A 26301-nucleotide genomic window follows, 5' to 3' on the forward strand; every position below is an offset into this window, starting at 1 on the left:
CGTACTGAATCGACAAACCCCATTCCAGACCCAACCCCTCGGGGGTTGAGTCCGGATAGGAGAGACGGTATCTACCGAAAACGATATGCGCATGGCGTATCAGGTAGCGGTAGGAGCGACTTTAGTCGCGATAACCGACCCCTAAAACAACGCCGCCGCCTTGGCGATGGCGATGTACAGGCCGATCAGGAAGGGCACGCCCACCCCCAGCCAGCACAGCACGCCGCCCAGCCCGAAGCTGCCCCGGGCGGCGGTCTCCGCGTTGGCGGCCACGCCGCTGTCGTGCTGCAGAGCCCGCTCGCGGGCCACTTCCTCCTCGTCCATGTGGTGGTCGTCGTGCACCGGTCGCACCAGGGCGTTGCAGATCAGCCCCACGAACAGCAGCCCGGCCATGATGTACAGGGTGCGGTCATAGACCAGCGCCTGGTCCACGCCGGCTTCCAGCTGGGCGTCGCGCAGGGCGCCGATGATCAGCGGCCCCACCAGGCCGGCGGCGCTCCAGGCGGTCAGCAGCCGGCCATGGATGGCGCCCACCATCTGGGTGCCGAAGATGTCCGCCAGATAGGCGGGCACGGTGGAGAAGCCACCGCCGTACATGCTCAGGATCACGCAGATGGAAATCACGAACAGCCCGGCCATGCCGAGGTGGCCCCAGGTGGGCAGCAGGCTGTAGACGACGATGCCGATCACGAAGAAGCAGAAGTAGGTGTTCTTGCGGCCGATCTTGTCCGACAGCGACGCCCAGAACAGCCGGCCCAGGCTGTTGAACAGGCTGATCAGGCCCACCAGGCCCGCCGCCGCGGCGGCCACCGCCGCCAGTTGCGCCTCGGTGAGCGTGGCGTTGGGGTCGTCCACGCCCACCAGGATGCCGCCGAACACTTCCTGCAGCATCGGGCTGGCCATGGAGATCACCGCGATGCCGGCGGTCACGTTGAGGAACAGCACCGCCCAGATCAGCCAGAACTGTTTGGTCTTCCAGGCTTTGTTCAGGTGCACATGGCCCTGGGTGATCATGGCGTTGCCGTCTTCTTCCTTGGGCTGCCAGCCCTCGGGCTTCCAGCCGTTGGGCGGCACCCGGAAACCGAACGCCCCGCAGCTCATGACGATGGCGTAGATCACGCCCATGGTCATCAGCGTGGGCGCCACGCCGGTGCCGCCGTCGGCGCTGAAGCGCGCCATCAGCCACACCGCCAGGGGCGCGCCGATCATGGCGCCGCCGCCGTAGCCCATGATGGCGAAGCCGGTGGCCATGCCGCGCCGGTCCGGGAACCATTTGATCAGGGTGGAGACCGGGGTGATGTAGCCCAGGCCCTGGCCCACGCCGCCGAGCACGCCGGCGCCCAGATACACCAGCCACAGCTGATGCACCATCACGCCCACGCCGCCGAGGATCATGCCGCCACCCCAGCACAGGGCGGCGATGAAGCCGGCCTTGCGGGGGCCGGCGTGTTCCAGCCAGGCACCCCAGATCGCCGCCGACACACCGAGCATGGCGATGAAGATGCCGAAGGTGTAGGTCACCTGGGTAACGGTCCAGTTGCAGGTGGTGGTGGTGAGCGCCTGCATCAGGCCGATGTCGCCGCAGCTCGCCGGCGGGTTGGCGATCTCGTGGCTCATCGGCAGCCAGAACACCGAAAAGCCGTAGGCCATGCCAATACACAGGTGAATGGCCAGCGCGGCGGTGGGTACCAGCCAGCGGTTGAATTGAGGTCCCGCGATGGTGCGTTCGCGGCTGAGGAATCCGGGTCGGGAAGCGCCGCTGGCGCGTGAGCCTTCTTCGGTAATGCCGTCCATATAACCCTCCTGCTGTTGTTCGTCTTATTTTGGGCCCGAGGGCCACTTATGAATAGGTGAACCTATTTGTTCCGCGTTGCTTCATCGGGGTTTATACCGAACAAAGAAGGCAAGATGAATCACCAGCCGTTGGCAACGCTCCGAAAGTCTTATGACTTCGTCTTCATAAGCTGTCCCGCCCGTTGAGTCGCGCTGACTTATTGTTGTGCACGGGCGTCCTCAAAGCGGCTAACGGTTGTTCTCGCGGTGTTGCCGGGCGGCACGCAACGCTGCAATTCTTCACCCTGTTTTTACAAAGTTTATGTTTCCCATCGGCTGACGGTTTTTCACAATCGAAGCTTGAGCAGTACAAGACGGTTGCCCCGCCGACGCCGCCAATGGCGCGGCTCAGACCGCACGCCGCGCCGTCCGGCGAAGGCCGGGAAGGCCCGGAACGATACTTAACTATTAGCTTATTAAAGCGGCATCAGTAAAAGGTTTTGACTACCGGAAGTGGTTAACAAAAGTGCACCAAACGTTGCAGTCGGTGGTGTTTAGTACGATTTCGGTAGCCCATACTTCGCCGCCCTGATGTGAACGCCTGTACCGGGGCGAATTCGATAATAAAGTGCCGTTGCTCCCGACGGCCTAACGGAGATGTCCAGCATGAAAAACAACAAGATCGTCCAGGGCGCGGCCCTGGCGCTTGTCATGGGAACCGCCGGCAACGCCTTCGCGAGCATGGGGAACATCGGCACCACCTATGGTGTGCTGCCCACCGACGTGGCCTCCGCGCAGGCGCTGTCCATGTTCAACACCAAGGTCTCCTCGGTGTATTACAACCCGGCCTACCTGGCCAAGGACCCGCGGGGTGAGCTCACCATGGGTCTGTTGCACGCCGAGCACGAACTGCGCGTGGACAGCCTGGGCGGCGCGGCGGCACCGATCCGGCGCGGCGACGTGCTACAGGATTCCCCTTCCCAGCACACCCTGATCGGCCTTAAGTCGAACCTCTCCAACCTCACCCGCTTCAACCATCCGCTCTACCTGGGCGTGATGATCGGCATCGAAAAATACGGCGAGGAGATGCTCGCCTTCGAATCGGAAACGTCCCGGGAGGGCCAGTTCTTCGAGTACGGTCGCCAGCCTCTGTTTCTGAGCCTGGGCGGTGCTACCCAGCTGTGGCGGGGCATCGACGTGGGCGCCTCCGCGCGTATCACCCTGCAGTCCGACGCGGAGCTGCGTGCCTACACCAACCTGGCCGGCGAAACCGAATACGAAAAACTGGATGTCTCCGCCAAACCGGAAATCCGGCCCACCCTGAGTGTCACCATGGACCTGGGCGAGACCTTCTGTCCTGACGGCGAGTGCTGGTACGACGGCTTCGAGACCGCGTTCGCGTTCCGTGGCTACTCCAACACCAACACCACCGTGGACGCCAACACCGTGATCCCCGGCGTCATCGACGAACCGGGCCTGTCCCTGGCGGTGACCACCCTGGATTCCTACCAGCCCAATATCTATTCCGCCGGCGTGCTCTACGACACCGGCCGCCTGCGCGTGGGCGCCAGCGTGGAAATGCAGCAGTGGTCCGATCTCGCCGACGAGTTCGACGGTGACACCATCAAGGACCAGGCGGTGGCCAACGACGATGGCGTCGGCATCCTGGAATTTCAGGACATCGTCATCCCGCGCGTCGGCGCCGAATACCAGATCAACAAGAATTTCGCGGTCACCGGCGGTGTCGCCTACAGCGAATCGCCGCTGAAATCCAACGCTTCCCTGAACGTGAACTACCTGGACACCGACAAATGGATCGTCGGCCTGGGGCTGACCGCCAAGTACGAACGCACCCGTTTCTTCTCCTTCCCGGTGCGCTTCGACATCGCCTATCAATACCAGAAGCTGGAGCCGCGTAAGTTCGATCTCTACGACACCCGCTCCTCCAGCTACCCTCAGCCCTATGAAACCGTGGAAGCGGACGGTGATGTGAACGTCATCACCGGCGCCGTGACCCTGAAATTCTGAGGAGGCGGGACATGATCACAAAAAAACTCCTGCTCGCCGGCATGGCACTGACACTGGCAGCCTGCGGCGGCGGTGGCGGCAGCGAACAGAGCGTGGACTTCGACACCTGGGTGGAAGCCGAGGTGTTCTACACCTACCCCTATGAAGGGCAACGCGACGTGGCGCCCCGCGCCCCGGTGGTGGTGCGCTTCTCCGAGCCGGTGGAAGTGGACGCCGGCAACTTTACCCTGGAAGGCCCGGACGGGCCGGTATCGTTCAGCGTGGCCAGCGTCGACGGCGGGCTCAGCGCCGTGCTCACCCCGGATCAACCGCTGGCGCTGAAGAGCGACTACACGTTGACGCTTAACGACATCCGCACCGACAACGGCGAGCCTTCGCTGCCCGGTGACGCACTCAACTTCACCACCCGCCCGGCCCTGCAGGGCCCGTTCGAGTTGCGCAGCAGCGAGGACAGCTTCGAGGTGGTGAGCGTTAACCCGGACGACGCCGAGGTACCTTTCCTGGACTTCTCCTCGGTGAACCTGCGGCTCTCGCAACCGGTGGACCCGGACTCGCTGGTATACGGCCAGACCATTTCCCTGACCCAGAATGGTGAGGTGATTCCCGCCACGCTGCTGGTGGATGGCCGCTACATCACCATCGACCCCACACCACAAAGCGAAGGTGGCGAGGACCCGGTGGAGCCGGTTCAGGCCGGCACTACCCTGACCCTGACGCTGACCAACCAGGTCCGCAACATCAAAGGCCAGGCGCTGCCCGCCTACACCCGGGAGTTCATGCCCCGGGACACCACGCCGCGTTCCATGCTGGCCCAGAAGGCCGACCCGGCGGACACTCAGCTGGGTTGCCTGGACGATGGCGTGCGCACCTCGCCGATCACCGGCGACGCCATCAACTGCGTGCCCCTGGTGGCCAAGCTGCTGGGTGACAACACCGTCTCCAAACAGCAGGGCGATGTGTACGCGGAGCTGGCGTTCGCGCCCAATTTCCCGGACAAGACGCCGCTGCGCATCCCGCGCGGCTCACTGCTCAGCGGCGACCCGCTGGACGTGAACATCGGCGGCGCGGTACCCGCTGGTTTTGATTCCGGCGATGTCACCGTCACCTTTCTGTCCGATGCCAACGGTTACCTGCTGCCGAATCCCTATTCCGATGACGCCGGCGCGCCCAAGCAACTGCGCCTGACCATGGACGTGGCGTTCGACACCAAGACCCAGAAAGCCAACGGCGCCTTCAACCAGAACCTGCTGCAAGTGGAACTGGTGGGCTATGCCTTCACCGACCTGGAAAAAGGCAGCCTGGTGGTGGACGCCGTGGGCATGGTCGAGCCGCGCGTGCTGGGCGTCGAGAACGCCTACGGCATGCTCAGCTTCCACATGGAATCCTACCCGGACCAGGAAAGCGCGCCGGAGCAGCCGCGTAACCTGGATGCGCCGCAGATCGCCACCTGGATGCCCGGTGACGAGCTCGGCAAGCAGCGCCCCGGCGACCCCATCATCCTGACCTTTGATGAACCGCTGGACCCGATGTCCGTGGCGCCGGGTACCGACCTCACGCTCACCGCCGGCGGCGTGGCGGTGCCGTTCGATTATTACCTGGATGGCGTTTCCATCGTCATCAAGCCGGAGCAGCCGCTGGCCTACGGCACCAGCTATGAAATCGGCGTCACCGACGGCATCACCGACACCGCCGGCAATCCGACTCAGCCGTTCACCCGCACCTTCACCATGCCCACCTATGAAGGCAGCGGCCACCCGGCCATCGCCACCACCACCTACCCGGGCTTCCCCTGCGCGGCGGACAAAACCACCTGGGACATCGCCGCCGGCGACCACGGCCAGTGCCGGGGCGGCGAGGGCGACGACGATCACATGCCGGTGATGCCCATGCCCGGCCAGCGGCCCATCGTGGTGCAGTTCTCCCAGACCATGCTGGAAGACAGCATCCAGGTGGGTGAAACCTGCGACACCGGCAGCTTCCGCGTGGAGAAAATCGCCGAGCCCGGCCAGGCCCCCCAGGGCACCGTGGACGGCAACAGCCGCACCCAGTACACCTGCCTGGACACCGTGCCCGGTGAACTGGAATACGCCGGTCGCAAGATCACCTTCACCCCGGACCAGCCCTGGGAAGACGGCGCCACCTACCGCTACGTGCTGATGTCCGAGAACCAGGACTTCAGCGTCGACGACTGCACCAGCGGCGCGGCCATCTGCACCGAGGACAACGGCCCCCTGCAAACCGCCGTGCTGGAAGCCCCGGACGACGATATGGGCGGCCCCAACCTGGAGCTCTACTTCACCGGCGCCCCGGCGGACGACAACGTCTTCCAGGAACTGCGCAACCTGCCGGTGAACGACACCAACCACGACTTCGTGCACCAGGACAGCGAGCCCCAGGCCCAGGAAAACCCGGCCGGCTCCGGCGAATTTCCGCCGCCAGCGAACAGCACCGAACTGTTCGTGAAGGACACCGGCGGGCTGCTGCTACAGGCGCGGGTCGGTTGCGACTACAGCGATGACGATTGCCCGGCGGACAAGTTCATCCACGTCACCGCCGACCTGGACGTGCAGGTGCTCGGCTACGACGCGGACGAGGACGCGGTGAAGGTGAACATCTACCCGACGCTGCTCAAGACCTCCACCGTGGACGTCTACGCGCAGATCCTGCTGGCGATTATCCCGATCAAGGAAACCATCGCCACGGGGCCGCAGATCATGCGTATCCGCTATGAGGACGACGGCAACGGCAACCGCACCCAGCCGGTCACGGGCTGGATTCGCGAAACCCCGGACGGTCCGATTTTCGAGACCAACCTGGACATTTACCTGTCGGCGCCGTACCTGCAGCCCACGGCCGCCGGCTTGCCGCTCTCCCACGACCTCTACAGCTATCCGCTGAGCCTGCATCTGGTCGGTGACGTCACCTTCCTGGAAGACGGCCGCCTGCAGATCGAGCAACGCAATCAGGTCGAGCAGGACGTGGAAGTGGGCATCAGCCTGGACGACGCCGGTGTGCTGCGGGCCGCCAGCATGACCCTCGGCATCCCCGAAGGCGGGGTGTTCCTCAACTACGTCTCCGCGCCGATCAAGAACTGATCGGCCCGGCATCGCGGCTAAAGCCGCTCCTACTTGAGCATGGCACCTTGTAGGAGCGGCTTCAGCCGCGATCATCGCCGGCACCACGCCAACCCACCTTAGGAACCACTTCAGCCGCGACCACTCAGCGCCGCTTCAGGCTCCATCCCCATCCGGCCAGCAGTATCACGGTCAGCACCACCCACCCCAGCACCACCGCCATCACACCGCTTTGCAACGACGGAAAACCACCATACTCAAGACGCACCTGGTGGATCGCCAGCGGCACCGACGCCACCACCACCAGCAACGACACCACCACCGCCGCCCCGGTACCCCGCCAGCGGTGCTTTTCCCGGGCCCGCTCGGAGCGCGCCAGGCGACGCGCATGCATCCAGGTGCCGGTAAGGATCAAACCGCACAGCAGCAGCCCGAACACAAACCACAGCAGCTTCACCGGCAGCCCGGCGAAGTCGCCGAAGTGCAGCGGGTCGGCGGTCTCCGACCAGCGCCAGTAGGCGGGCAGATCGCCGGCGTCCTGGCTGTACAGCGGCGCGCCGCTGCGCGCGTCCAGATAGATCAGGTTGGCGCGCGGCCGCACCAGCAGGTCATCGGCCTCGCCCTCGGCGTAGAAACGGTCCGGCCCGGGGATCACCGTGGTCAGGCGCAGAGCCGGGCGCAGTGCCCGTGCCCGGTCCACCAGCGCCGCCACCGACAGCGGCGGCCGTGACGGATCGCTGTCGGGTTCGGCAATACGGTGGGCCGCCATTGCCGTGGGCCCGGCGTAGGCGAACAGACCGTCGCCCATATCCAGGCGCGCCCGCTCCACGCCATACCACAGGCCGGTGACGCCGATGATCAGCACGAACCACAGGCTCCACAGCCCCACGAATTTGTGCAGCTCGCTCCACAGGCCCGGCCCGCGCCGCCAGCGCAACGAAAAGAAGCGCCGCCACCAGCGCCGGTAGAACAGCAGCCCGGCCACCAGCGACACCAGCAGCGTCACCGCCAGCGCCGCCACCAGATAGGTGCCCCATTGCGTGGGAATATAGAAGCTGCGGTGAAACTCCCGGAAGAAGCGCTGCACCGTGAACGGGCTCGCCTCGCCCTGCACCTGGCCGGTGGCCGGCGTGATGAACAGCAGGCGCCGTCCGCCATCGGGCCGCTGGATCATCGCCTGGGCGGCGCGGTGGTCATTGAGCGGCGCGCGCAGCCCCAGCAGCCGGGTGTCCGGGGCGTGGGCGTGCACGCCGGCCTCCCAGGCCGCCCAGTTGTCGGGACCCGGCGCCGGCTGCGCCCGGGCGGCGGGCGTGGCCAGCCAGTCCAGTTCATGGGCGATCACCGCGAAGGTGCCGCTCCAGCACAGTATGAATAGCAGTAAACCGGTGATCACGCCGGTGAAGCTGTGCACCCGGAATGCTGTTCGCGCCAGGGAAGCCACCGATCAGAATTCCAGTTTGACCCCGCCGAACACGGTGCGCGGGTTGCCCACCGAGATCCGGTAGGAGCCGCCGGAGGCACTGTAGTATTCCTCGTCGGCGAGGTTCTTCACGCCCACATCAAAGCGCAGCCGTTCCCGCTGGCTGAGCGGCAGGTAATACCAGGCGCCCACATCCAGCACCGTGTAGCCGTCCATCTCGAAGCTGCCGGCGCTGTCGCCATAGCGATCGCCGGCGTAGGAGACGCCGCCGCCCAGGCCCAGCCCCCGCAGCGGTCGCGCGGCGGTCTGGAATTCGTAGCTGGCCCACAGGCTGGCGGTGGTGGTGGGCACATTGGCCGGGCGGTTGCCGTCATCGTCGTCATTGGTGACCTGCTCGGCGTCCACCACGCCCACGGCGGCGCGCAGGTTGAAGCCGTCCACCGGGTTGGACACCAGCGAGACCTCCGCGCCCTGGGAGGTCTGGCCGCCGTTCAGCACCGGCTCGCCATTCTCGAACTGCACCACGTTGTCTTCTTCCAGATCGAACAGCGACACGGTCAGGAAGTGGCGGTCATCGAGCAGGTGCCACTTGGCGCCCACTTCGTACTGGCGGCCTTCCCGAGGGTCCGCCTCGGCCACCCGGGTCTGGCCGATAAAGATGCTCTGCGGCTCGAAGGTGTCCGCGTAATTGAAGTACAGATTGAGATCCCGGGTCACCGACCACATCAGCCCCAGCCCCTTGGTGAGCTTGTTCTGGTCGCCGGATCGGGCGTCGGTGACGCCGCCGGCGAGCAGATCACGGCGGTGAAAGTCGGTTTCGAACACCTCGTAACGCAGCCCCAGGGTGGCGGTGAGCGAGGGCAGCAGGGCCACATCCGCCAGCGCGAACACGCCTTGGGATTGCACCTCGGTATCGAAATAGAGGCCGTTTTGCGGGGTGCCGATGTCGTTGACCAGATCGAAGGAATCGGGATCGTTCACCGTGCCCCCGGTTTGCAGCGCGCCGGTGTAGTTCTCCCACTCATGGGTTTCGCGGCGGTATTCCACCCCGGCGGCCAGGTCCACCGGCAGGGTGGTGGGCAGCGAGCCGATCAGCTGCGAGCGCAGAAACACGGAACGCCGCTCCCGGTTCTCGTTGCTGCCCATGCGCCGGGTCAGCACGCCGCTGTCGGACACGTTGACCACCTCGGCGCGCACATCGTCACCGCCCTCGCGGGAATAAAACAGGGTGCTGTCCAGATCCCAGCCGCTGCCACCCAGCGGCAGCAGGTTGTCGATCTGCACCAGCTGGTAGTGCTCGTCACGCTCGTTTTTCACGTTGCCGTCGTAGCGGGCGTCCCGGTCCACGTCGGCCACCCGCCGGCGGTCGCCACCGACCGGCACCGTCACCAGGCCCCGGTCGATCTCGCGCTGGTCCTCGGAATACTCATGGTTCACCGACAGGCGGAAGCCGGACGGCGTTTGCCACAGCAACGAGGACGACAGGAATTTGCGGTCCACATTGGTATCTCGGAAGGTCTCGCTGTCTTCCAGTGAGCCGGTAACGCGGTAGGCAAAGGTGTCGCTGCCGGCCACCGGGCCGGTGGTGTCGGCGGTGAAGCGGCGCTGGCCGTGCTCGTCGAAGGCGGTGGAGAGCGAACCCTGACGCTGGAACGAGGGCTGCTTGGTCTGGATGTTGATCAGCCCGCTGGGCGCCATGCGGCCGATGTCCGCCACCGGGCCCTTGAGAATCTGGATGCTGTCCACGGTGGCCGGGTCGATGCGGCTGTCGGTGACGAACGGCACGCCGTTGCGGTAGAAGTTGTCGTTGCGCGCGAAACCGCGCACCACGGCGTGCTCCCGGGTGCCGCCGTAGCCGTCGCTGACGGTCACGTTGGGGGCCAGGCGGAACACCTCGGCCAGCTCCCGGGACTGCTGGTCCAGCAGCAACTGCTCGGGAATCACGTCCAGGCTGCGCGGCACGTCCGCCACGTCCTTGGGCAGACGCAGGGCGCTGTCCGCGTAGCGGCTTTCGTAGCGGCTCTGGGCGGTGCCGGTCACCGCCACCGGCGCCAGGGTGTGGCCCTCGCCCACGGGCTCCAGGGTGAGCCCGCCGTCGTCGGTGAGCCGGTAGCGCAGGCCGCTGCCTTCAAGCAGTTGCTCCAGGCCCGCCGGCACCGTGTAGCGGCCGCGCAGGCCGGGGCTTTGCTTGCCCCGGGTCAGTTCGCCGTCGGCGGACAGCAGCAGCCCGGCCTCGCCGGCGAAGCGGGACAATACCGTGCTCAGCGGCCCCGCCTCGATGGCGTAATCACGGGCCTGGGTTTGCGGGGCCGAGGTTTGCGCGGCGGCGGTCTGCGCCTGCAACGGCGAGGCAAGCAGCAAGGCACCCAGCAGGGGCCAGGAGCGGGACAATGGACGTAGCGCCATGGGGCGATCCTTTTTTCCGGATTCGTATGAAAGGGTTCAAGGACCCAGCCCCGTGAAACCAAAAAAGGGGAACCACAACACCAACATTTATTTGTAGGAGCGACCGGGCGGCGTACCGCTTCAGTCGCGATCCCCCATTATCCAGCCGTCAGCCGGCCCGGGACACCGACACCCACCAGGGCGTCAGAAAGGCCACGTCCACCGGCAGCGCCTCCGGCAGGGAGCGCAGCACCCGGTCGGTGTCCGCCAGGGGGAAGCTGCCCACCAGGCGCAGATCGGCGGCGTCCGGGTCGCAATGAATGACACCGCGCCGGTAGCGGGACAGTTCCTCCAGAAATTCCCCCAGGGGCCGGTCGTCGGCGATCAGCATGCCGCGCTCCCAGCCGGCGCCGCCGTGGCCGGCCAGTGGCGTGGCCGCCGCGCAATGCCGGGCGTCGAAGTGGCGCTGCTGGCCGGCGGCCACCACGGCACCGCGCCCCGGCGCGTCGGCGGGGGCCAGGGCCACCCGACCGGACCACACCGCCACCCGGGTGCCGGTGTCGGTGAGGCGCACGCCGAAACGGGTGCCCAGGGGACGCGCCGCCCCGGCGGCGGTGAGCACCGTGAACGGGCGCGGGTCGGCGGCGGTTTCGATCAGCACCTCCCCGGCCAGCAGGCGCAGGCGGCGGTGGTCGGCGCTGTAATCCAGGTCCACGGCGGTGTCCGTGTTGAGCCACAGGCGGCCGCCATCCGGCAGGGGCTGCTCGCGGATCTCGCCCACGGTGGTGCGCAGATCCGCCCGCCAGAGCGGCGCCCGGGACCAGGCCAGGCCACCGCTGGCGGCGAGCACCGCCAGCCCGGCGCCGCCCTTGAGAAAGCGGCGCCGGCTCCGGCCCGCCGCCGACAATGCACGGCGGGCGGGCGCGGCGGGCAGGGCGCCCAGGCGCCGGTCCAGATCCGCCAGACGCCGCCAGGCGCGCCGGTGGCTCTCGCTGGCCGCCAACCAGGCCCGCCAGCGCTGGCGCTCGGCCTCGGACACCGGCTCGTCGCCGAGGGTGGCGAACCACTCCGCCGCCTCGGCCAGTACCTCGTCGGGCAGGGCCGGGTCGCTCCCGCTCACCGCCCGTCGCCCCGGTTGTCCAGGCGCAGATACTGCAGCGTGGCCCGGGCCATGTACTTCTTCACCATGCGCTCGGAGATGCCCAGCCGCTCGCCGATCTCGGCATAGCGCAAACGATCCAGCCGCGACATCAGAAATACCCGCCGGGCCTTGTCCGGCAAAGAGACCAGGAAGGCGTCCACCTCATAGAGGGTTTCCATCACCAGGTGGTGCTCCTCGGGGGACGGCGCCAGCGCTTCCGGCCGCTGGCGCAGCGCCTCCAGGTAAGCCTGTTCGATATCCCGGCGGCGCCAATGGTTGGCCAGCAAGCCCCGGGCAATGCGCCCCAGATAGGCGCGCGGGTGGGTCAGCCCCAACGGATCCTGATCGCGGCTGAGCAGCCGCAGAAAGGTATCCTGGGCCAGGTCGGCGGCGGTTTCGCTGCAACCGGAACGGCTGCGCAACAGATTGTGCAACCAGCGGTGATGGTCCCGGTAAAGGGCATCCAAGGCATCCCGTTGGCGGGATTGGGCGGGCCGCATGGCGTCACGCTCCCGGAGCAGGAAAATAAAGGGCGAACTGTGGCGGCGGGCAGTATAAACGAGAACTATTCGCGAATGAACGCCGGCGCAAGAACAAGCAGGAAACCCGCCGGCGGAGGCGACCGCCCGGTCAGTCCCCGCCTAGGCGCCGTGGCCCGCGTCCGTTATCCTTCACCCCTGACAATCAATGGGTCGGATTCGGCGCCCCGCCGCCCCGGCCCACGGACCTGGAGCCCGCATTCCCATGGGTCATCGCACACCCCTTTATGACGCCCATCTCGCCGCCGGTGCCAAGATGGTGGACTTCGGCGGCTGGGACATGCCCATCCACTATGGCTCCCAGCTCGAAGAGCACCACACCGTGCGCCAGAGCGCCGGTATGTTCGATGTCTCCCACATGACCGTGGTGGACGTGGCCGGCAACGACAGCCGCGCCTACCTGCGCCACCTGCTCGCCAACGACATCGACAAGGTGGGCGAGGGCCGTGCCCTCTACACCTGCATGCTCAACGAGCGCGGCGGCGTGGTGGACGACCTGATCGTCTATAAAGGCGCCGACCAGTTCCGCCTGGTGGTCAACTGCGCCACCCGCGACAAGGACCTGGACTGGATGGAAGGCCAGGCCGGCGGCTACGCCGTGGACATCCGCGAACGCCCGGACCTGGCCATGATCGCCGTGCAGGGCCCCGAGGCCCGCGCCATCCTCGAACAGCAGCTCTGCGACGCCGCCGGCAAGGCGGTCCGCGAGATGCCGTTCTTCGGCTTCGAGACCGTCGGCGAATGGCTGATCGCCCGCACCGGCTACACCGGCGAGGACGGCGCCGAGATCATCCTGCCCGGCGGCAAGGCCCCGGAGCTCTGGCAGCGCCTGCTCGACGCCGGCGTGAGGCCCATCGGCCTGGGCGCCCGCGACACCCTGCGCCTGGAAGCCGGCCTCAACCTCTACGGCAATGACATGGACGACGACATCACCCCCTGGGAAGCCAACCTGGGCTGGACCGTCGCCCTGGACGACGCCGAGCGGGACTTCGTCGGCCGCCGCGCTCTGGAACGGCACAAAGAACGGGACCATCCGGTCATGCGCGGCCTGGTGCTCCAGGACAAAGGCGTGCTGCGCCCCCACCAGACCGTGCACACGCACTCTGATAACGGGGAGGGCAAAGGCGAGACCACCAGCGGCACCTTCTCGCCCACCCTGGGCCAGGCCATCGCGCTGGCGCGCCTGCCCGCCGGCACCACCGGCACCGTGGAGGTGGAGATACGCAACAAGCGATTGGTGGCTCAAGTGGTAAAGCCGCCGTTTGTGAAAAAAGGCCAGAGTTCTTATAAACCCGTGTGAACACGCTTGCACGCACCACGCTTTTGGGCGTGCCAGCGTGAACGTGCCAGCGCGCAAGCGTCTTTAAAGGAGAAAACAATGAGCGAGATTCCTGCCGAACTGCGCTACCGCGATAGCCACGAATGGGTCCGCGTCGAGGACGACGTGGCCGTGGTGGGCATCACCGACCATGCCCAGGACGCCATGGGTGATCTGGTCTTCGTGGAAATGCCCGAAGTGGGCGTGGTGTTCGCCGCCGGCGACGAAGCGGGCGTGGTCGAATCCGTGAAAGCCGCCTCCGACATCTACGCCCCGGTCTCCGGCGAAGTCATCGCCATCAACGAGGCCCTGGAAGACGAGCCCGAGCTGGTCAACAACGAACCCTACGCCGGCGGCTGGCTGTTCAAGATTAAAATGGCCGACAGCGGCGAGCTGAAAGAAATGCTCACCGCCGACCAGTACCAGGAACAGATCGACAGCGAATAGACGCGGCTTGGGCCGCGTCGCCTGACGCTGGACGCCTGACGCCGGACGCAAACACCGCTGTCCTGAGCGTCTGGCGTCCGGCGTCAAGCGTCCGGCCCGTCATTAACCGTCGTGACCATTCCGTTTACCACCTAATCATCCGGTAACGCCTCCCATGCCCTACATCCCCCATACCGAAGACGACGTTCGCGCGATGCTCGACGCCATCGGCGCCGACAGCATCGAGGACCTGTTCGATGAAATCCCCGCCCACCTGAAAGCCGGCCACGGCCTCGACGCCCTGCCCGAAGGGCGCGGCGAAATGGAAGTGACCCGCCTGATGGCCGAGCGCGCCGAACAGGACCGCTTCGCCCTCAGCTTTATCGGCGGCGGCGCCTACGCGCACCACATCCCGGCGGCGGTATGGGAAATCGCGACGCGGGGCGAGTACTACACCGCCTACACGCCGTACCAGGCGGAAGCCAGCCAGGGCACCCTGCAGGTGATCTACGAATACCAGACCCTGATCGCCCGCCTCACCGGCATGGACGTCTCCAACGCCTCGGTCTACGACGGCGCCTCCGGCCTGGCCGAAGCGGTACTCATGAGCCTGCGCGCCAACCGCAAATCCAAGAGCCGCAAAGTGCTGGTGCCGGAGGCGCTTAACCCGCGCTACCGCAGCGCCTGCGACGCCATCGTCCGCAACCAGGACGTGGAGCTGGTGTCCGTGCCGTTCTGCGGCGACGCCGGCCAGACCCTGGTGGACGGCCTCAAGGAACACGAAGGCCAGGACTTTGCCGCCCTGGTGATCAGCCAGCCCAACTACTTCGGCAGCCTGGAAGACGTGGAGGCCCTCACCGACTGGGCCCACGCCAACGGCATGCTGGTGATCGCCGTGGTCAACCCGACTTCCCTGGCGCTGCTCACGCCCCCGGGCGAGTGGGGCGCTGAGGGCGCCGACATCGTGGTCGGCGAAGGCCAGCCCCTGGGCATCCCGCTCAGCTCCGGCGGCCCTTATTTCGGCTTCATGGCCTGCACCCAGAAACACGTGCGCCAAATGCCCGGCCGCATCATCGGCCGCACCATCGACATGGAAGGCAAGCAGGGCTTCACCCTCACCCTGCAAGCCCGCGAGCAGCACATCCGCCGCTCCAAGGCCACCAGTAACATCTGCACCAACCAGGGCCTGGCCATGACCGCCGCCACCATCTACACCTCGCTGCTCGGCCCCGACGGCCTCGCCAGCGTCGCCGGCCACTGCCACGCCAACACCCAGAAACTGGCGGACAAACTCACCGCCATCGACGGCGTCGAACGCGCCTTCACCGCCCCGGTGTTCCACGAAGTGGCCCTCACGCTGCCGCAAGACGCCGACACCGTGCTCGCCCGCCTGGCGGAAAAAGACATCCTCGGCGGCCTCAGCCTCGCCAAGGACTACTCCATGAAGAACGCCATCCTGGTGAACGCCACCGAAGTCCATACGGAAGGCGATCTCGACCTGTTTGCAGCGGCCCTTAAGGAGGTGCTGGCATGAGCAACGAAACCACGCTGATCTTCCAACACTCCCGCCCCGGCCGCAGCGCCACCGCGCAAGCGCCCAAGCCCGTGAGTGAAGACCAACTGTCCGCGATCCCGGCCAGCCTGCGCCGCAAAAACAAACCCGGCCTGCCGGAAGTGGGCGAGCTGGAAGTAGTGCGCCACTACACCAACCTGTCGACCAAGAACTTCGCCATCGACAAGCAGTTCTACCCGCTCGGCTCCTGCACCATGAAATACAACCCGCGCGGCGCCAACCGCGCCGCCATGCTGCCCGGCTTCCTCAACCGGCACCCGCTCGCCCCGGCCAGCCACAGCCAGGGCTACCTGGCCTGCATGTACGAACTGCAGAACTTCCTCAAGGAAGTCACCGGCATGAAAGGCGTGTCGCTGGCCCCCATGGCCGGCGCCCAGGGTGAATTCGCCGGCGTCGCCATGATCCGCGCCTACCACGAAGCGCGCGGCGACGACGCCCGCACCGAAATCCTGATCCCCGAAGCCGCCCACGGCACCAACCCGGCCACCGCCGTCATGTGCGGCTACAAGGTCCGCGAAGTCCCCGTCGGCAAAAACGGCGACGTGGACCTGGAAGCCCTCAAAGAAGCCTGCGGCCCGCAAACCGCCGGCCTGATGATGACCAACCCGTCCACCTGCGGCGTCTTTGAACGGCAAATCGAAGCCATCGCCAAAACCGTCCACGACGCCGGCGGCCTGCTCTACTACGACGGCGCCAACCTCAACGCCATCCTCGGCAAGGTCCGCCCCGGCGACATGGGCTTCGACGTCATCCACATGAACCTGCACAAAACCTTCGCCACCCCCCACGGCGGCGGCGGCCCCGGCGCCGGCCCGGTGGGCGTCTCCCAGCGCCTGCTGGACTACCTGCCCACCCCCATGGCGGGCCAGGACGAAGAAAGTGGTGACTACCACTGGATCGACACCGACACCCTGCCCACCAGCATCGGCCACCTCAGCGCCTTCATGGGCAACGCCGGAGTCCTCCTGCGCGCCTACTTCTACGCCATGGTCCTCGGCCGCGAAGGCATGATCCGCGTCGGCGAATACTCCACCCTCGCCGCCAACTACCTGCTCAAGCGCCTCGAAGCCATCGGCTGCCAGGCCGCCTACCCCGAGCGCCGCGCCAGCCACGAATTCATCCTCACCTTCGCCAAACTGGCCAAGGACCAACACGTCACCGCCCTCGACATCGCCAAACGCCTGCTCGACTACAACCAGCACGCCCCCACCATCTACTTCCCGCTGCTGGTGCCCGAATGCTTCCTGATCGAGCCCACCGAAACCGAAACCAAGGAAGCCATGGACGACTTCGTCGACGCCATGGCCAAAATCCTGGAAGAAGCCAACACCAACCCCGAGACCGTCACCGAAGCCCCGTTCACCCAGCCCGTGCGCCGGCTGGACGATGTGAAAGCGGCGAAGGAGTTGGATTTGGTTTGGAGTGATGACTGACGGTGCTTTAAGCGTTAGTTAGTCGTTACTATTTGAAGGGGGCCTTATCTGGCCCCTTTTTTGTGTTTGCGCGACAAGCTATTGCTTGTAACCCAGGAGTTTGCGCCGCGCTGGCTGTGGCCGTATAACAATAAGCGGCCAAGCATGGCCATACAGCAATTACACCTAACAAGAAGTTAGCTTTGTAGGCTAACTTGGCTTCTGGATACCATAAAAAATCAGGGATCGCCCTATAACAGGCAGCCAAATATGGATGTTGAATTGAGAATTGCCGACAAGACGAAGCAGTCTTTTGTGCTAAAGACCTCGGAGGAGGTGCGCTCATTTCTGGAGGCTGAGCGCCGATTCTGGACTGAAAAAAGAGAACAGCTTGGCAATAAGCTCGACAAGCCGCTGGCATCAGTTCCGGAACAGGTGGCGGCTTTTCTAGATAAAGTAAGCTCCTTAGAAAAGGCGGAGCTCGCAGAGCCTGGGAAGTACAATATCGGCCAGCTCAGGCAGGGGTTTGGGAGAGAAAAGAATGACTTTATAGGCTGGATGGCGCAAAACTGGGTATACCGAGGCGCCGCCTTTGTCGAGGCTATGCTAGCCGCCTACGAATACTCCCAGACATCAGGGAATACCTTTCGTGATTCGATAGTCAGTGATCTCGCTCAAATGAGAGGGAATCCGCCGAGCTTTGATTCCTTCACCGGCCTTCTGATGGCCTACGAATATCGCTTACAAGACCGGTCACATCTGGTAAGGCGCCGTAAAGCAGAGAAGAAGTCGTTTGAGACGCTAAGAAAAGATCTGGAAGAAGAACGCGACAGACTAGTAGTGGAAATAGCGGAATTTCGCAATGAGATTGACAGCTGGCGAAACGGAACAGAGAGTAGCTTTAAAGAGTGGTTCGACCGGATGCAGAAGCAGACTGCCGATTGGTTCACTCATTACAGGGAAGATTCTATAAAGGCTGTAGCAGCGCATTCGGAGCTATTTAAAAGCATGGCTGACTATGCCGTCGAGCGTAACAAGGAGTTGGAGACGCTTTATCGAGAAAAGCTTCGACTGGAAGCTCCTGCTAAGTATTGGGCGGACCGGGCCGGTGCCCTCGGACGCCAAGGTAAAGGCTGGGCCAGGTTGCTAGTACTTTTTTCTCTGCTGCTATCCGTCGCCGCAGGTGCTTTTTTCTGGGAATGGCTAACGAATAAATCCGAAATTCCATTCGGCCTGCACAGTTTGCAAGGCGTCGCTCTGTTCGGGGCCTCCGCTGCGGCAGCCGTTTTCCTGGTCCGCGTCCTCTCCAGATTGACATTCAGCTCCTATCATCTACAGCGTGACGCAGAGGAAAGAGAGCAGCTCTCCCACCTTTATCTGTCCTTAATCAACGAAGGGGCTCTGGATACTAAGTCCAGAGACATCGTTCTCCAGGCTCTTTTCAGCCGCTCAGATTCTGGTCTGCTCGGCGGTGACCATGGGCCCACGATGCCCAGCCCCGCAGATGTCATTGCGGGTGTCTCCAGGGTAAAAAATTGATATTTTTCAGTAAGTTAAATGCCAGCCGCCTCATGCAAGGTTGTCAACTTAAGGTTGACAACCTGTCGTTGATATCGCACCATGTCAAGCACGACTCCCCCCTCGCAGGGTCATTAAGTTGGCTGCTGCTTGGGGCGGGAAAACCGCCTTCTGGGCGGTTTTCTCATTTCTGGGGCACCGAATTTTACCGGAGCCCCGCTGCATGAAAACCATTATCTATGTAGACGGCTACAACCTATTCTACGGCTGCCTAAAACATAGCAAGGATAAATGGCTGGACATTCAGAAGCTGTTATTCGAGCGCATTGTTCGCGTCCAAGACCCCGGCTCCGAGCTTGTTTGCATCAAATATTTTACTGCTAGTATCCGGGCCAAAATTGCCACGCACGGGCAAGACGCCGTGACTGCCCAGCAGTCATACCATCGAGCTTTGGAAGCGCTGTACCCTTCCACAGTGGAAATCATCAAAGGTTATTACAGTCTGGAAAAGGCTTGCCTGCTTGAATATAGGCAGCCACCTGATAAGTCCCGCCGAGTCGCTGTATGGCGTCTTGAGGAAAAGGAAACGGACGTCAATATGGCTTTGGAAGCCTATCGTGACGGCCTCAAAGCTGGCGTTGATCAGCTGGTGTTTGTTTCGAATGACACAGACTTGGCTCCCGTTGTGAAAGCCCTGAAAGAGGACCTCGGCGGACGGCTCCAATTGGGTGTTATTTTTCCTATCAGGGACCCAAAGTCATTCAATGGGCATCGCCCGGGAAATAAGAGCCTCAGCAAGTTTGCAGACTGGACTCGGCATCACATTACCGATGTTGAGCTTTCGCAATCACACCTTCCCGACCAGATACCGACAAGAAAGAAGCCAATCAAGAAGCCGGATTACTGGTAGATCACCCAGTTTGCCAAGCTGCCCATCCGGACCGCCGCACCAGCTACGAATTCATCCTCACCTTCGCCAAACTGGCCAAGGACCAACACGTCACCGCCCTCGACATCGCCAAGCGCCTGCTCGACTACAATCAGCACGCCCCCACCATCTACTTCCTGCTGCTGGTGCCCCAGTGCTTCCTCATTGAGCCCACCGAAACCAAGAAAGTTATGGGCGACTTCGTTGCCGCCATGGCCAAGATCCCGGAAGAGGCCAACACCAACCCGGATACCGTCACCGGAGCGCCGTTCACCCAGCCCGTGCGCCGACTGGACGGTGTGAAGGCGGCGATTTGGTTTGGGGTGAGTGATGGTGGGGTTTTAAGGGTTAGTTAGTCGTTACTATTTAAAAGCGAGCTTATCTGGCCCTTTTTGTGGTTAAGCGACAAGCGAACACAAGTGTTGACTATGATGCCTGACACGTTCTAAAAAGTGGTTGCTGTTCTGTGAAGATATTCGGCACATATCACTAAAATTGGGAGGTTCGACATGGCGGTTAAGCACATATACGAAGAAGGCAAAGTCCACAAAGGGCAAAAGGGCGGAAAGACAGGATGCGGTGAAGACACGACCAAACATCCAAGTCACTGGGTGAATACCGCTGAAAAGGTGAACTGCCAGAAAAATGGGTGCAAGAACTGATGTAACTGAGCTTATGATTTTGGCACATCGTCACGAATGAGGGTGTTGTGTAAACGGAACCAGTTATGGCTAGGAATACGAGAACCACGGGTGGGAAGGCCGCTTCAAGTGCTTCAAAGACATTAACCGGTAAGGGCACAGGCTCGAAATCTAAGACTTCGTCTGGCAGCGCTTTATCGCAAAAAGGCACTCCGAATAGGCAAACCGGTACCAAGGCCGCAAAAGCGGCATCAGCAGTGCTCAGAGATGGGCGTACGTCAAAGGCGACCAAATCGGCGGCAGGCAGCGCACTTTCTCAAACTCCAAGCAAGTCTAAGCCTAAAGGCACTGGGAAAAAATAAATTGGTTACTGCTTTTGTCGGGGCAAGGCGCTGTGAGAGCCAGAATCCGGTAGTTTTGGAGGTGTTGTATGACTTCTTGGGAAGAGGCTGATCATCTTTGTCAAAATTGCAGTTGAGTCGTACCTCTGCTAGAGCTAATCTTGCCCCACTTTAATAATTCGTACCATAGCATAAGAAGCCGCTTCTTCTTCCATAGGCGCGATTGAGTAATAGGCGTGAGCTTGGCTCACGCTATAGGTTATGCAGCACACGGTGCTGGGTTAAATACCTGAAAAGATAAAAAGGTGGGATAATGAAGCGGTTTTTTATAATAATGCTGTCGCTGATGGTCATGTCGGCATGTAGTAGCTCGAACAAACATTCTGATGCTTTAACCCTTGCGTATCTTGACGCAAAGATCTATCCAGGATCAGCTATTAAGTGCCAGGTCAGGTTTGTAAGTGATCAGGAAGTGGTTGGATGTAACGCGATGTCGTTAAAAGAAACGGTAGCCTACATCTTTACCTTTACAACAACGGAACCTTCTACGCCTTGAATGGCATAGCCAGACAGATAGCTGAGGCAAATTTCCACGGTCGCCGAGATATACAGCTGGCCGACTTGCCGTTGCCAAAATCTCTGGATATCCAGGAAATTATGTCTGAATTCGAATCGCGTTTAAACGAGGCGAATTTCAGGTCCCGCGTTTCTGTTTTTTGCAATCACATCACTTGATGTAGCGCGCGCTGGCTCTACGATAGTCCTCGGCCGCCAAGGCATGATCCGCGTCGGCGAATACTCCACCCTCGCCGTCAACTACCTGCTCAAGCGCCTCGAAGCCATCGGCTGCCAGGCCGCCTACCCCGAGCGCCGCGCCAGCCACGAATTCATCCTCACCTTCGCCAAACTGGCCGAGGACCGCCACGTCACCGCGCTCGACATCGCCAAGCGCCTGCTCGACTACAACCAGCACACCCCCACCATCGGCTTCCCTCTGCTGGTGCCCGAATGCTTCCTCATCGAGCCCACCGAAACCAACGAAGCCATGGACGACTTCGTCGGCGCCATGGCCAAGCTAGTGGAAGAGGCCAAGGCCAACCCTGAGACCATCCAGAGGCGCCGGTTACCCAGCCCGTACGCCGACCGAATGAGGTCAAGACGTAGAGGGATTGGATGCAGTTTGAAGCAAGTACTATTGATGGTTTAGGGTCTATTTAGATATTACCTCCTAGCCCCTTGGTGGCTCTTCTTTCTAGGGGCTGATCGGTAAGTATCGTTAGCCATTGAATCGATAAGAAGATAACCTTTAAAATTGTTTTTACGTAATGTCCTGAAAGGGAATCGAGATACTGGGGGTGGGCCATTAGCCGAACAGAAGAGGAAAGACTCGAGTCAAAAAGGATGTTTGATTCGTTGAGGGACGAGTTGCTAAAGAGGGATTTGTCTAACACTGAGAACTACGATAGAGCGATTTTAACGTTGTCCTCCAGCTGTTTGGCGCTATCTATTTCGGCCATTCAATTGATTGTACCGTTAGATGGTGCGCTCCATCTTTGTCTATTGAAGATTAGCTGGATATTGCTAACCATTAGTGTGCTAAGTTCCCTTTTTGCATATTTTATCGGAAATAAAGCTATAAATGCACAGATAAAAAATGCGAGAGAATATTATATAGAAGAAAATGATGGGGCCTTTGATCGCAGAAATGTATATGCAACCATGAATAGTTGGGCCAATGCAATAACTGGATTGGCGTTTTCTTTTTCGATAATATTGATTGTAACCTTCGTCATCCTCAACGTGCAGAGGTAGTGGAAATGAATGATGAAAGCAGTAAAGGAAAGAACGTGTCGGGCGGTCTGATACGTAAGAGTGCCAATGTTCCTTCAATGGAAAGAATTCCGAGAGACATAGGGAAAGCAGGAAATAGCGCTAACATTCCCACAATGGAAAAAGTACCTAAGGCTCCTAGTTCCCCGCCTAAGGAACCGGACAAAAAAGGCTAGCAGGGCAACTATTCTCCGGTCTTTGGGGAATAGCACAATGAACTGAAGTTGTCTTCTACGTGCCTGCTTTTGCACGGTGATGCTCGCCCGTGAATGGGGATACGCGTCGGCGAATACTCCACCCTCGCCGCCAACTACCTGCTCAAGCGCCTCGAAGCCATCGGCTGCCAGGCCGCCTACCCCGGGCGCCGTGCTAGCCACGAATTCATCCTCACCTTCGCCAAACTGGCCAAGGACAACCACGTCACCGCACTCGACATCGCCAAGCGCCTGCTCGACTATAACCAGCACGCCCCAACCATCTACTTCCCGCTGCTGGTGCCCGAATGCTTCCTGATCGAGCCCACCGAAACCAAGGAAGCCATGGACGACTTTGTCGACGCCATGGCCAAAACCCTGGAAGAAGCGAACACCAACCCGGAAACCGTCACCGAAGCGCCGTTCACCGGCCCGCGCGCCAGCTGGATGAGGTGAAGGCGGCGAAGAAGTTGGATTTGATTTGGAGTGAGTGATGGTGCCGCCCTGGCAGTTAGTTAGTCGTTACTATTTGAAGGGGCCTTTTGTGGCCCTTTTTTGTGTTTGCGCGACAAGCGGATACAAATGTTGACTTGTGAAGTCGGTCACGTTTTTATTCGTGATAAAGCCCAGCACACTGAGCTCATTTGGGGTGTGAGAGAAAGGGGGTAAACCGGAAATTTTGTACCAGCTTGATCTGCCGTGATTAAAAAATTGGGAGGGGGTTCAAATTGAAGATAGCATCTGTGCTTTTGGTTATCATTTTTCTGAGCGGCTGCACGACTGTGAAATATAATGGTTCACCGATGGCCGTAAAAAACGTTGATTACCCTCCTGTGGAGCAAGAGGTTACAGCATACGTTGGGGATCATATGGTCGAAAAGGGCGTTATATATGAAGAGCAGGTACTATATGTAAAACAGCGTGTTGACGGCTTCCTTTACGACATCCCCAGCAATAATTACCCACAAGTAGGGTTCGATAGTAAGCAGGATTTCTTTTCAGCGGTCGGCGTCATCAGAGGTGCGCTATCGGACCCTATTGAAGCTTTGGCCATAAAGAAACAAGGCCATAGCAAACTATGTGTTATTACTACATTGGGTAGCCGTGCTTGTTATGATGCTGACTATGAGAGGCATGGGCGAGTTTCGGAAACAAAAAATAGTTTTCAGCAGACACTGATATACAGCGGTCGCGTAGGAAGCAAGATAAATATCGGATACCGAGAGTTTAGCAATAACACCGCTAGGCCCGCATTCAATAACGAGGTTGAGTATGACCTTTCGGCGTCAAGGGTAATAGGCTACAAGGGAGCGCAAATAGAAGTTTTGAATGCTGACAATAGCAGCATTACCTATAAGCTGATAAGAAATTTCCCGAATAGATAACTAAAAATGAAAATTTAAAAAGGGGGCGCCATGAAAACAATATATAACCCAGATATCATACAAGAGTTCGCTGATAGGTTGTATGCCAGAGCTAATAGTGTAACTCGGTCTTACACTGCACTCGGGGTTATATTGCTGGGTTTCGCTGGGTTCGCAACTGGTCAGCTTGTTTTTGCGGCTGTCGGCGGGATTATTGGTGGCGCGGTCGGTTACGCCTATGGGAAAGAAAAGGCCTTCGCGCATAAACTTCAAGCCCAGACAGCGCTTTGCCAAGTGCAGATAGAGAAGAACTTAAGAAAATAAGTCGTTGTGGTGGAAAATGAAAAATCATTGCCCTTTCAGGTTATGGGTAGCCCATCCATTGGAAGATATGCCATATTCTAGTGACCTACACATTAGACGTGCGAGATATAAGATAGAGAGATAAACGTCACATGTCGCAAAGGTCGCCGACCGGAAAGTCGGTGGCAAATGTAAGGCGTCGATACGCGCAGTCTTGCCGCACCGCCTGATCGGAACGGCGCCCGGATATATGTCGGGGGATATACGACAAACGTCGGTGAATAAACTGTTATGCTTTTGGGGAAGAATAGTGGATAACCATGACGAACAAGCCGCTTACGAAGCTCGTCTCCGTCGTCGCTTGGAATTGCTTAAGCAAGAATTAGAAGCGGGGAAGATCAAGTTTGCTGAGGGCTTGGGCGTAGTTGAAAGTCTCCAAAAAATTCGAACAAATCCTGACGGCAGTATTGACCTAGAAACGGTAGATGGAAGTGTTCGTTCACTGGCGCTTGCTGCTGAATTCATGCATGACAGGAAGGAACTAAAAGAAGCGGTTCCTCTCCCTGAAATTCAGGAGGCTTACTTCAGTTTCATAGATCAGAATTTTGGACGCTACTTCCAGGTCATGAAGGAGCGTGATCTGACTCCGCACGATGCGGGGATGGCGCTTTCCCAGAATGCGGAAACGATAGCCGGTTTGATTGAAAATCTGCCTCAGTTTTTGGAGGTTATTGAAGAGTTCTGGTCGCAGTGCGGGGATGCGGCGCACGCCCATATGGAAGACATGCATGGTTGTCTGAAAGGGGTATTCGGAGGTGATCTGTTTCCGTCGCCATACGAAAACCTAGCATCGAAGTGCGGCCTTTATACCGATACTTTGATCCTGCCATGTCCCTTTCTCAGGACCAAATTGATCTTTAGCAGGGCCTCAGATCAGAAAAGGGCCTACTACATGATCAAGCACGCCATGAACTTACTTCAATACAAGGAATTGGCTTGCGCGGATCTGTCGCCGCCCATAGTCGTGGTGCTTCCAGATATGGCCGTTCTTCAAGAGGACGAGCAACGGTTTTTTGCGAAACTTGGGCAACAAGATGCGCTTATTCATTCGTCCAAGATTTTTGGCAGATCCTTTGAATCATTCGAAGAGTTGATGGAGTTCGCTGGTTCGCTGCCGTCGTTTGATTTGGTCGAAAAAGCGGTAGTTGATCCCAGTCGTGTACTATTTGACTCGGAAGTGTCTGGTGGACTCAAAGAACAGCTTTCCAAGGCGTCGGGCGGGTTCTCTGGTCTACTTGGCACAGATCACTGCGGCGCCATCGTTGCATCTAACGCTGCTGGTCGAATGGCTACATGCAACGAATTACTAATCAAAGCAAGACGTTTACAAGGCACTCCGGTTATTGATGCACCTACCTCATGGCAATACTTTGGCTGGAAACTGGAGTATGACGCAGAGCGCGTTGAGGGTAATGATCCGAAAGAAGCCCTTCATGTATTAAGAGGCCTCCAGCATCTCGCTGAAAACGAGATGACCTGGTTGGGAAATGTTCCACCGGAAGCGCTTGTGGCAATTCGCAAAGATGGTGCGCTGGCGGAGATTCGACAAATCATCGGACAAGGTGTGCAGGAACTTGCTGAGGCTAATCCGAATAACTTTCATCGGACAAGTGATCAAATTTTTGAAAACTTCCATGCTGCGTTCGATCTACACAAGAGGAATGTTGATGAATTGCGTAGCAAAGGCTGGAAGTTTGCCGGAAGCGATATTGGGTCTTGGTTTGTGGTGGGTTCCCTCGCGGTCGCCGCAACGGCAACCGGAATTCCCGCTTGGGGTCTTGCCGCCATCGCTGCCGACCAGCTTTTAGATGCGCCGAAGCTCCGAGATATTCCAAAATCCATTAGAGATCTTGCGGAGGAAAACAACAGAGTGAAACGCTCGCCAGTTGGGATGCTTTTTAAGCTTAGTCATGCAAAGGCATAACAACACGTTGCAGGTGACGTTTGACTCGCTGCCCACTTTTGCTGCCGCAAAAGCGGCCATCGTCTCAAACGCACCTGAACGTGGACGTTATGACCTTGCGAGCTACGAT

General features: G+C 60.5%; 19 protein-coding genes and 1 pseudogene. 15 read left to right on the top strand and 5 right to left on the bottom strand.

All coding sequences use genetic code 11. The features are described 5' to 3' along the window. Positions 1-141: 141 nt before the first annotated feature. Positions 142-1794 carry an OFA family MFS transporter gene (locus tag ACLD02_RS17910; RefSeq protein ID WP_410299323.1) on the bottom strand — a complete coding sequence of 551 codons (1653 nt, stop codon included), beginning with the start codon at positions 1792-1794 and terminating at the stop codon, positions 142-144. A 645-nt stretch (positions 1795-2439) separates the two neighbouring features. On the opposite strand from ACLD02_RS17910, the gene ACLD02_RS17915 reads away from it, so the two are divergent. Continuing rightward, positions 2440-3801 (top strand): outer membrane protein transport protein, encoded by a 1362-nt coding sequence (locus ACLD02_RS17915; protein WP_203105577.1) that lies wholly within the window; start codon positions 2440-2442, stop codon positions 3799-3801. Positions 3802-3812: 11 nt separating this feature from the next. After that, positions 3813-6896 carry an Ig-like domain-containing protein gene (locus ACLD02_RS17920; RefSeq protein WP_410299324.1) on the top strand — a complete coding sequence of 1028 codons (3084 nt, stop codon included), beginning with the start codon at positions 3813-3815 and terminating at the stop codon, positions 6894-6896. Positions 6897-7020: 124 nt separating this feature from the next. On the opposite strand, the gene ACLD02_RS17925 is transcribed toward ACLD02_RS17920, so the two are convergent. The 4 genes from ACLD02_RS17925 to ACLD02_RS17940 form a co-directional block, all read right to left on the bottom strand. Then, positions 7021-8316: a PepSY-associated TM helix domain-containing protein gene (locus ACLD02_RS17925; RefSeq protein WP_410299325.1), complete on the bottom strand. Its 1296-nt coding sequence runs from the start codon at positions 8314-8316 to the stop codon at positions 7021-7023. Between the two features lie 3 nt (positions 8317-8319). Then, positions 8320-10701, bottom strand: a complete 2382-nt coding sequence (locus ACLD02_RS17930; RefSeq protein ID WP_410299326.1) for a TonB-dependent siderophore receptor — start codon at positions 10699-10701, stop codon at positions 8320-8322. 148 nt (positions 10702-10849) lie between these two features. Continuing rightward, a complete protein-coding gene (locus ACLD02_RS17935; protein ID WP_410299327.1) occupies positions 10850-11800 on the bottom strand; it encodes a FecR domain-containing protein in 951 nt (316 codons plus the stop codon). After that, positions 11797-12321 (bottom strand): sigma-70 family RNA polymerase sigma factor, encoded by a 525-nt coding sequence (locus ACLD02_RS17940; RefSeq protein WP_410299328.1) that lies wholly within the window; start codon positions 12319-12321, stop codon positions 11797-11799. The genes ACLD02_RS17935 and ACLD02_RS17940 overlap by 4 nt, the downstream gene beginning before the upstream one ends. Before the next feature lie 244 nt (positions 12322-12565). Between ACLD02_RS17940 and gcvT the strand changes: the two genes are divergently transcribed. From gcvT to ACLD02_RS18005, 13 genes and pseudogenes are all read left to right on the top strand, one after another. Further along, a complete protein-coding gene (gene gcvT, locus ACLD02_RS17945) occupies positions 12566-13660 on the top strand; it encodes a glycine cleavage system aminomethyltransferase GcvT (RefSeq protein WP_410299329.1) in 1095 nt (364 codons plus the stop codon). 78 nt (positions 13661-13738) lie between these two features. Continuing rightward, complete coding sequence (gcvH, locus tag ACLD02_RS17950; protein WP_203105584.1) at positions 13739-14125, top strand: glycine cleavage system protein GcvH; 387 nt, start codon at positions 13739-13741, stop codon at positions 14123-14125. Between the two features lie 154 nt (positions 14126-14279). Further along, positions 14280-15638, top strand: coding sequence for an aminomethyl-transferring glycine dehydrogenase subunit GcvPA (gene gcvPA, locus ACLD02_RS17955; RefSeq protein ID WP_410299330.1), 1359 nt, complete (start codon positions 14280-14282; stop codon positions 15636-15638). Beyond that, a complete protein-coding gene (gcvPB, locus tag ACLD02_RS17960) occupies positions 15635-17110 on the top strand; it encodes an aminomethyl-transferring glycine dehydrogenase subunit GcvPB (protein ID WP_410299331.1) in 1476 nt (491 codons plus the stop codon). Before gcvPA ends, gcvPB begins: the two co-directional genes overlap by 4 nt. 249 nt (positions 17111-17359) lie before the next feature. Then, on the top strand, positions 17360-18628 hold the full coding sequence (locus ACLD02_RS17965; RefSeq protein ID WP_410299332.1) for a DUF6161 domain-containing protein: 1269 nt from the start codon (positions 17360-17362) through the stop codon (positions 18626-18628). 202 nt (positions 18629-18830) lie between these two features. Continuing rightward, a complete protein-coding gene (locus ACLD02_RS17970) occupies positions 18831-19517 on the top strand; it encodes an NYN domain-containing protein (protein ID WP_410299333.1) in 687 nt (228 codons plus the stop codon). Positions 19518-19588: 71 nt separating this feature from the next. Next, positions 19589-19717: pseudogene (locus ACLD02_RS17975) on the top strand (hypothetical protein); the annotation flags it as partial. A gap of 9 nt (positions 19718-19726) precedes the next feature. Beyond that, positions 19727-19891, top strand: a complete 165-nt coding sequence (locus ACLD02_RS17980) for a hypothetical protein (protein WP_238401132.1) — start codon at positions 19727-19729, stop codon at positions 19889-19891. A gap of 1404 nt (positions 19892-21295) precedes the next feature. Next, entirely contained in the window at positions 21296-21724 is a 429-nt protein-coding gene (locus ACLD02_RS17985; protein ID WP_410299334.1) for a hypothetical protein, read from the top strand. An 892-nt stretch (positions 21725-22616) separates the two neighbouring features. Further along, complete coding sequence (locus tag ACLD02_RS17990; RefSeq protein ID WP_410299335.1) at positions 22617-22997, top strand: hypothetical protein; 381 nt, start codon at positions 22617-22619, stop codon at positions 22995-22997. A 272-nt stretch (positions 22998-23269) separates the two neighbouring features. Continuing rightward, positions 23270-23926: a hypothetical protein gene (locus ACLD02_RS17995; protein WP_203105589.1), complete on the top strand. Its 657-nt coding sequence runs from the start codon at positions 23270-23272 to the stop codon at positions 23924-23926. 30 nt (positions 23927-23956) lie between these two features. After that, complete coding sequence (locus ACLD02_RS18000) at positions 23957-24229, top strand: hypothetical protein (RefSeq protein WP_410299336.1); 273 nt, start codon at positions 23957-23959, stop codon at positions 24227-24229. Between the two features lie 289 nt (positions 24230-24518). Further along, the gene (locus ACLD02_RS18005) at positions 24519-26192 is read left to right on the top strand and encodes a hypothetical protein (RefSeq protein ID WP_203105591.1); all 1674 of its coding nucleotides are present in this window, start codon (positions 24519-24521) and stop codon (positions 26190-26192) included. Positions 26193-26301: the final 109 nt, after the last annotated feature.

The sequence above is a fragment of the Alloalcanivorax sp. C16-2 genome (genome assembly GCF_046507615.1).
Lineage (GTDB): Bacteria > Pseudomonadota > Gammaproteobacteria > Pseudomonadales > Alcanivoracaceae > Alloalcanivorax > Alloalcanivorax marinus_A.

Excerpts from the sequence above, each read along its gene's own strand:
- ACLD02_RS17965 (WP_410299332.1), top strand. The coding sequence starts at position 17,360 with ATGGATGTTGAATTGAGAATTGCCGACAAGACGAAGCAGTCTTTTGTG.
- ACLD02_RS17930 (WP_410299326.1), bottom strand. The coding sequence starts at position 10,701 with ATGGCGCTACGTCCATTGTCCCGCTCCTGGCCCCTGCTGGGTGCCTTG.
- ACLD02_RS17985 (WP_410299334.1), top strand. The coding sequence starts at position 21,296 with ATGATCCGCGTCGGCGAATACTCCACCCTCGCCGTCAACTACCTGCTC.
- gcvPB (WP_410299331.1), top strand. The coding sequence starts at position 15,635 with ATGAGCAACGAAACCACGCTGATCTTCCAACACTCCCGCCCCGGCCGC.
- ACLD02_RS17940 (WP_410299328.1), bottom strand. The coding sequence starts at position 12,321 with ATGCGGCCCGCCCAATCCCGCCAACGGGATGCCTTGGATGCCCTTTAC.
- ACLD02_RS17990 (WP_410299335.1), top strand. The coding sequence starts at position 22,617 with ATGGGGATACGCGTCGGCGAATACTCCACCCTCGCCGCCAACTACCTG.
- ACLD02_RS17915 (WP_203105577.1), top strand. The coding sequence starts at position 2,440 with ATGAAAAACAACAAGATCGTCCAGGGCGCGGCCCTGGCGCTTGTCATG.
- ACLD02_RS18000 (WP_410299336.1), top strand. The coding sequence starts at position 23,957 with ATGAAAACAATATATAACCCAGATATCATACAAGAGTTCGCTGATAGG.
- gcvH (WP_203105584.1), top strand. The coding sequence starts at position 13,739 with ATGAGCGAGATTCCTGCCGAACTGCGCTACCGCGATAGCCACGAATGG.
- ACLD02_RS17980 (WP_238401132.1), top strand. The coding sequence starts at position 19,727 with ATGGGCGACTTCGTTGCCGCCATGGCCAAGATCCCGGAAGAGGCCAAC.
- gcvT (WP_410299329.1), top strand. The coding sequence starts at position 12,566 with ATGGGTCATCGCACACCCCTTTATGACGCCCATCTCGCCGCCGGTGCC.
- gcvPA (WP_410299330.1), top strand. The coding sequence starts at position 14,280 with ATGCCCTACATCCCCCATACCGAAGACGACGTTCGCGCGATGCTCGAC.
- ACLD02_RS17920 (WP_410299324.1), top strand. The coding sequence starts at position 3,813 with ATGATCACAAAAAAACTCCTGCTCGCCGGCATGGCACTGACACTGGCA.
- ACLD02_RS17910 (WP_410299323.1), bottom strand. The coding sequence starts at position 1,794 with ATGGACGGCATTACCGAAGAAGGCTCACGCGCCAGCGGCGCTTCCCGA.
- ACLD02_RS17970 (WP_410299333.1), top strand. The coding sequence starts at position 18,831 with ATGAAAACCATTATCTATGTAGACGGCTACAACCTATTCTACGGCTGC.